This is a genomic window from Armatimonas sp. (assembly GCF_031410135.1).
Lineage (GTDB): Bacteria > Armatimonadota > Armatimonadia > Armatimonadales > Armatimonadaceae > Armatimonas.
The window spans coordinates 1-6811 of sequence record NZ_JANNYP010000318.1; the positions used below are offsets into that span (position 1 = coordinate 1).

A 6811-nucleotide genomic window follows, 5' to 3' on the forward strand; every position below is an offset into this window, starting at 1 on the left:
ACGAAAAATACGGCGAGCTGAGTGCGGCAAAAGACAATGTGATCCTCGTGCTCCATGGCATTACCGGCTCATCGCACGCCGCCGGAAAGTACGCCTGGACAAATAGATCGCTGGGCTACTGGGACGGCTTTATCGGCCCGGGGAAAGTCTTCGACACCGACAAGTACTGCGTGATCGCGCCCAACATCCTGGGTGGCTGTCGGGGAACCACGGGGCCGTCGTCGGTGAACCCGCTGACCGGCAAACCGTATGCCATGACCTTTCCGATCATCACGATCCGCGACATGGTGCGGGTGCAGGAGCAGTTCCTGCGCGAGCACTTTGGGGTCACCGAGCTGGCCGTGGTGACCGGCGGCTCGATGGGGGGGATGCAGGCGCTCGAGTGGGCCGTGATCTACCCGGAGCGCGTCAAGAACTGCATCCCGATTGCCACTAGCGCCCGTGTCGGTGCCCGCAGTATCGCCTTCAACGAGTGTGCCCGTCGTGCGATCCTGCTCGATCCCAAGTGGCAGCGCGGCAACTACTACGACAGCGAGGGCGGCGGCCCCGACTCCGGCCTCGCGCTGGCCCGCATGATCGCCACGATCACGTTCTTGACTGACGCCACGATGCAGGACATGTTTGGCCGCACCCATGCTAACCAAGAAGAAGAGTCCGCCTTCCGCCACGACCTGCACGCCCGGTTCGATGTCGAGCGCTACCTCCACGATGAGGGCGAGAAGCTCGTCAAACGCTTCGATGCGAATAGTTATCTCTATCTCTCACGCGCTATTGACCTTCATGACATCTCCCGTGGCTACCCGTCGCTCACCGATGCCTTGGCAAGAATCAAAGCCCGCTGCCTCGTGATTGGGATCTCATCGGATGATCTTTTCCCCGTGCGCGAGACCCACGAGATGGTCGAGCGCATGCAAAAGCGCGGCGTGGACATCACCAGCTTTATCGTGGACTCCTCCTACGGCCACGATGCGTTCCTGGTCGAGTACCAAAAAATGCTCGCCCCCCTCCGAGCCTTCATGAGCCAGCTCTGAGGGTATAATTGTTAACACAATGACAGATGAGATAGAACCAGGGCTTTTTGGCCTCCAGAACAACACTAATCGGGATTTTCGGTTGCAAGAAACTTGGGGGAAAAATCAGTTTCCATCATCTTTTCCAGCATCTTTGTGTTGTTATTTTTACTCAAAAGGAATAAATGCTAATTATTTATGTTTTAGAAATGGTGAGTCTATAGTTGAAGAAATCTCTATTCCAGATATATTTGGTAAAAAACCAGATGATGAAGATACATTTTTTGCTTTTGAGTCAGTATACACTCCTTTTAATAGATATGTGATCGGAAACCTGCCTAGGACAGATTTAGTTGTCCAAGAGAAAAAAAGTGGAATTTGTTTGTCTGGATTGGAGATAAAATTAACAGCATTGCCAGATAATGTTACATGTAATAGTACTGAAAATCTATATGGATCAGAAATAGTTGTTCGACCTGATACTATTGTTTATTTAGCATGCAGTATTGCAACAAGTTTAAATGGTAAATTAGGAAATATTCTTCCTAATATTACAGTTGATGATTGGGAGATTCCTTATCAAGTATTGATAAAAGCCTCTGAGCTAATAGATGCTATAGATTCTATTTCTATATCTTTAAATGATTCTCAATCTCCATTCCTATTGCAACCAATTTGGAAAACAAAAGGGAAATCTCCAGAATTATCCGAAAATTGTTTAGATATATTTGTTTGGAGTAATGCTGGGTTCTGTAGATTTATCTCTGAGATTGCTAAGAGTAATCTCAATGGATCTATTTCAAGACAGATGAGAACTGTAATTTGGTTATTTAAAATGCTTGAAGGAATAAAGAAAGTAGGTCAATTTGATCATAAGTTGATTATTGACTCAATGTCTTTCAATAATAAAAATGATAAAGCATTTGCATCTTCAGGAAATATAACGAATCGCTTCATGCGTTGCGATAGGCTATCAAAGCCGATTTTGAAGAAAGAAGAAATAAAGAATATAATTTTAGGTGGAGGGCAGAATTTATTAAGTCCAGAGAGACGTTTTGATGCCATTATATATAATTCACCGGAGTTGTTCAAATGAAATGTGTTGACCTTTTTTCAGGTTGTGGTGGTATGTCACTCGGTTTTTTAAATGCGGACTTTGATGTCGTTGCCGCTTTTGATCACTGGGAACCAACAATTAAAGTCTATGAAGAAAATTTTGACCATCCTATTTTTAAACAAGATTTAAGCAATGTTGAAGATTCAGTACAGAGGATTTTGCCTTACAAGCCGAACATGATAATGGGAGGACCTCCTTGCCAAGACTTTTCTAGTGCGGGAAAAAGAGATGTTTCATTAGGCAGAGCGGATTTGACGAATAAATTTGCGGATATTGTAGTGTCCGTAAAACCAGAGTGGTTTGTTATGGAGAATGTTGAACAGATCAAAAAAAGTCAAATATTACAAGATGTTGTGGATAAATTTATTGAAAATGGCTATGGCTTGACGGCGGTCATACTAGATGCCTCCTATTGTGGAGTGCCTCAGGCTCGAACACGATTTTTCTTGATAGGTCATTTAGGAGACGATCATAATCAATTGGTTGGAATTATGAAAAAGAATATGTCAGAGACACCAATGACTGTTCGTGATTATCTAGGAAATGCTCTAAAAATAGAATGCTATTATAGACATCCACGAAATTATAACCGCCGTGGCGTTTTTACAATTGATGAACCCAGTCCAACTATACGAGGAGTAAATCGTCCTATTCCACAAGGATATAAATTGCATCATTGTGATCCTGAAGGAGTAGATTTAAGTTTTATACGTCCTCTCACTACAATTGAAAGAAGTTATATTCAAACATTTCCCAAAGATTTTGTATTTTTAGGCACAAAGACGGATATGGAGCAAATGATTGGTAATGCTGTTCCAGTAAATTTGGGTGCTTTTATTGCTTCTTCTATTCAGGAATATATTGAGAGTGGTCCTATAATGAGTATGAAATTACCATTTGATAATCCCCCTTTTGAAATACCAGAGAAAGTTTTACAAAAAAAATGAACGGAATTTCGGTGGCGGAGTATGCGGCGCGGCGGGAGCGCGTGCTGGAGGGTCTGAACGGTGCGGCTGGGGTGATCTTTGCGGGTGAGGGCGGGCCGCCGCTTCTGGGGCGCTGGACGGCCAACAAGCACTTAATCTACCTGACGGGCATCACCAACGAGCCGGGAGCCGCTGTGGTCTTTGATCCGACAGCGCCCGACCCGAGCAAGCGTATCACCCTGCTCTTAAAATCCCGAGACCCCGAGCGGGAGCACTGGGACGGCTACCGCGATCCGATCAACCAGGCGCTGAAAGAGAAGACGGGCTTTACGAGCATTGGGCGGAGCGGTGGGATTGCAGGGGCGCTCACCAATGCCGCCCGGCGTGGGCGGCGCTTTGCCTGCCTGCACCCGTACTCGGTCTATCCCGGCGCGGTCTCACCCGACCTGGCAGCGTTTCGCCAGGTGACCGAGCGCGTCCCCGGTGTTGCCATTGAAGATAAAACGCAGCTCCTGATAGAACTGCGTTCGATTAAGTCGGTGGCTGAGCTGGCACTGATGCGGAAAGCCGTGGACGCCACTGTGGACGGCTACAAGGCCGCCCTCGCCGCGATCCAACCGGGCGTGAGCGAGCGCGTGGTGGCTGAGGCGCTGGAGAGCGAGTTCCGCAAGCACGGCGGGGAGCATGCCTACAACCCGATTGTCGGCGGTGGGATGAATGCGACCGTGCTCCACTACATGGACAACGACCAGCTCTTGCGCGAGGGCGACTTGGTGCTGATCGACGCCGGGGCGAGCTTTGCGGGCTACGCCGCCGATGTGACCCGCACCTTCCCGGTCTCGGGGAAGTTTACCGACGAGCAGCAGTATCTCTATAATCTGGTGCTGGAGTCTGAGCTGGCGGGGATTGCGGCCTCACGCGCTGGAACGGCGATGTGGGAGGTGGATCGAGCGTCGCGGGCCGTGTTCGAGAAAGCCGGGATGCCGGACTGCTACACCTACGGGATCGGCCACGGCCTCGGGCTGGATGTCCACGATGCCCTCCCCGATGGCGTCCTCAAGCCCGGCATGGTCATCACGATCGAGCCGGGCCTCTATCTCGCCGACAAGGCACTTGGAATCCGCATCGAGGACGATATCCTCATCACCGACGGCGACCCGATCAACCTCACCGCCGCGATCCCGAAATAGCCTGCCCTAACCTCTCCCCCTACCCCCTCTCCCGGGCGTTCGTGCCTCACTGGGAAAGGGGAATTTAGGGAGCCCCTTTCCCAAGGAGCTTGCGACTGCCCGGGAGAGGGGTTGGGGAGAGGTTAAAAATTCGGCTTGGGAACCGCGACTCCGAAGCCCCAGCCGTGGACGGCGTTGGTGATCTTAACCAGAATCCGGTTGACACCTTCCTCCAGGCGGATCGGGGCTTCGTCTTCTTTCTCGGTGTAGCCACGACGGGTGTCGTTCTCGTGTACCACGACGCCGTTGATCCAGACCTTGATGCCATCGTCGGAGCCACACTTGATCAGGGTCTCGCGGGCGTGGACGGACTCTAGCTCGGTGTAGGCGTAGGCCACGGCGTTGTCGTGGTTGCCAATGGCGCGGCCAAGATTGACATAGCCCTTCTTGTTGCCAATGGTCTCCCGCCAGCCGGACTTATGCTCGCCGCTGGCAAAGATGTCCTCGTCCACGTCGGGCGCGACCCAGCTGGTGCTGACTTCGCCGTCGGCGAAGTGCTGTGGAAACGGCCCTAGGACACGCCAGCTCAGCAGATCGTCCTCGTGGCCTTCTTTTTGGGCGGCGTCCCAGCTTGCCCGAAGCTCCTGCGGTGTCGGTGGGTTGAAGGTCTTGCCACTGGTGGGGATGAGGGTCTTTTTGGTGTCCAAAGGCGGTAGTAGATCTCCGTGGGCGACAATCAGCTCGTCGCACATCTCCACGATCTCATCCGTAGAGAGCGTCGCGCCGGTGAGCGGATCGAACATGGCAGCCTGGTAGATATGGTCACGGCGGCCCTCTTGCGCGGCACGGATAAAGAGCTCGTGCTGGGTGACGTGCGGCATCATGTAGCCAATGAGCTGTGGCGGCAGCGCCCCGACCGTCGTGAACTGCAGGCCCGCTCGGTCCACTAAAGTCGGCACCTCGGCGATGGCGTCGTTGGGCAAGTTCGAGATCGCGCCATTGTTGGGCATGTTCCCATAAACCACCGACGGCGTCCCCGTCACCATTGAGTGGATAATCGTCGAGCCGTACTCATGGGACTTGTGCACTGTTATCGGGTCCTCGGAGCGGGCAAAGACCTTCATGCGCTCGAACTCATCCACGATCCCATCGCAGCGGCGCAGGTACTCGTCCATCGGTACCGAGAACTCCGCGATCTTGTCCTTGCCGCGCGGGATAAACCACGGGTTGTACTCCGCGTTGTGCTCGCTTGACTCCGTAATGAAATACCCCAGGCGCTTCATCAGCTCGAAGCGCACCTTGTTTTTCGCGAACGTCGCCGGATCAGCCATCGCCTCAAAGAGCTGGGGATAGAGATCAATGCCCGCGCGCTCCAGCTTCGTGTAGAAAGCCATGTGGTTGATACCCGCGCAGGTAAAGCCAACCTCAGCCGGGTTCACGCCGATGTAGCCCATGATCTGGTTGAGCGTCCCCTGCACCGAGTGGCAGAGCCCGACCGCCTGGATATTGGAATTGCGGGTGATGGTCTGCATGTTCATGCTCATCGGGTTGGAGTAGTTGAGCAGAACGGCTTTTGGGCAGATCTCCATCATGTCCTCGACCAAACCCTTGAGCATCGGGTAGGTGCGGAGCGCACGGAAAAATCCCCCTGGCCCGGTCGTGTCAGCGATGGTGAAGCCGAGGCCGTACTTGCGCGGAATCTCAAAGTCCACCAGGGTCGAGTCGAAGCCGCCGATCTGGACCATGTTGATCACAAAGTCCGCACCCTCTAGCGCCTTCTTGCGATCCAAAGTCGCCTCAATCGTCGGGCTGGCTCCGAGTGCCTGGCCCACTTTGCGACACAGAGCCGCCCCGACCTCTAGGCGATCCTCATCAATGTCCATGTAGGAGAAAGTCGCGTTCTTGAACTCAGGAAACGAGAGAATATCACCGGTGAGGTTTTTTGAAAAGACGACGCTGCCCGCGCCGATCATGGCTACTTTTATCATGGCTCTAGTTTACCCAATCGCCCCTAGCTCTTGTAATCGTCCCACTAAAATCTTGGCCTGCTCTGCCGTGAGGGGCCGTAGCGGAGGACGTGGTGCACCCACGGGAATCCCGACTCCCTCCATAATGGCCTTGCCACTGGGAAGCCCTGGATTCTGGAGGAGGGCACGGACGGCGTCCATCACAATGTCCGAGAGGTGTAGCGTTTCAGCCCGATCGCCCACTGCAAACGCCGCGCGGAGTTTGTTGTAAAGCGGCGCGGAGTAGTTGTAGGTACTGCCCACAAAGCCCACCGCGCCCACGCTCAGCGCAGGGAGCATGCACTCGTCTGCGCCCCAGAAGATATCGTAGCGCCCATTTTCAAAGCGCAGGCAGGCGGCGAACTCCAGTAAGTCGTTGTGCGTGAACTTCAGGCCTGCAAAGCTCGGAATGCGCTCAGCGGCTTGCTCCAGAAGGGGAATCATGGGCAGCGCCGCGCCCGTCATACTAGGAATGTGGTAGTAGAAAAACGGCAGATCTGGTGCGGCGGCGGCGACGGGCGCGAGGAAGTCCAGCAGGTGCCCCACACTGGCAGGCTTGAAGTAGTACGGAGCCAGTGCCGAG

6 protein-coding genes are annotated in these 6811 nt (G+C 53.2%); 4 read left to right on the forward strand and 2 right to left on the reverse strand.

Annotation, left to right across the window (positions count from 1 at the left end; translation table 11 throughout):
* The 4 genes from RMO15_RS11370 to RMO15_RS11385 form a co-directional block, all read left to right on the forward strand.
* Nucleotides 1-1031, forward strand: a 1031-nt coding sequence (locus tag RMO15_RS11370) for a homoserine O-acetyltransferase (protein ID WP_309712188.1), incomplete at its 5' end; no start/stop codon positions are given.
* 19 nt (nucleotides 1032-1050) lie between these two features.
* Entirely contained in the window at nucleotides 1051-2106 is a 1056-nt protein-coding gene (locus RMO15_RS11375) for a HindVP family restriction endonuclease (protein WP_309712191.1), read from the forward strand.
* Nucleotides 2103-3074 (forward strand): DNA cytosine methyltransferase, encoded by a 972-nt coding sequence (locus RMO15_RS11380; RefSeq protein ID WP_309712194.1) that lies wholly within the window; start codon nucleotides 2103-2105, stop codon nucleotides 3072-3074. The genes RMO15_RS11375 and RMO15_RS11380 overlap by 4 nt, the downstream gene beginning before the upstream one ends.
* A complete protein-coding gene (locus RMO15_RS11385; RefSeq protein ID WP_309712197.1) occupies nucleotides 3071-4243 on the forward strand; it encodes a Xaa-Pro peptidase family protein in 1173 nt (390 codons plus the stop codon). Before RMO15_RS11380 ends, RMO15_RS11385 begins: the two co-directional genes overlap by 4 nt.
* A 122-nt stretch (nucleotides 4244-4365) precedes the next feature.
* On the opposite strand, the gene RMO15_RS11390 is transcribed toward RMO15_RS11385, so the two are convergent.
* Together RMO15_RS11390 and RMO15_RS11395 are read right to left on the reverse strand one after the other, a co-directional pair.
* Nucleotides 4366-6210: an alpha-glucosidase/alpha-galactosidase gene (locus RMO15_RS11390; RefSeq protein ID WP_309712200.1), complete on the reverse strand. Its 1845-nt coding sequence runs from the start codon at nucleotides 6208-6210 to the stop codon at nucleotides 4366-4368.
* Nucleotides 6211-6219: 9 nt separating this feature from the next.
* Nucleotides 6220-6811, reverse strand: a 592-nt coding sequence (locus RMO15_RS11395; protein ID WP_309712203.1) for a dihydrodipicolinate synthase family protein, incomplete at its 5' end; no start/stop codon positions are given.

Coding starts and splice junctions, on each gene's coding strand:
- RMO15_RS11375 (WP_309712191.1), top strand. CDS start 1,051: ATGACAGATGAGATAGAACCAGGGCTTTTTGGCCTCCAGAACAACACT.
- RMO15_RS11380 (WP_309712194.1), top strand. CDS start 2,103: ATGAAATGTGTTGACCTTTTTTCAGGTTGTGGTGGTATGTCACTCGGT.
- RMO15_RS11385 (WP_309712197.1), top strand. CDS start 3,071: ATGAACGGAATTTCGGTGGCGGAGTATGCGGCGCGGCGGGAGCGCGTG.
- RMO15_RS11390 (WP_309712200.1), bottom strand. CDS start 6,210: ATGATAAAAGTAGCCATGATCGGCGCGGGCAGCGTCGTCTTTTCAAAA.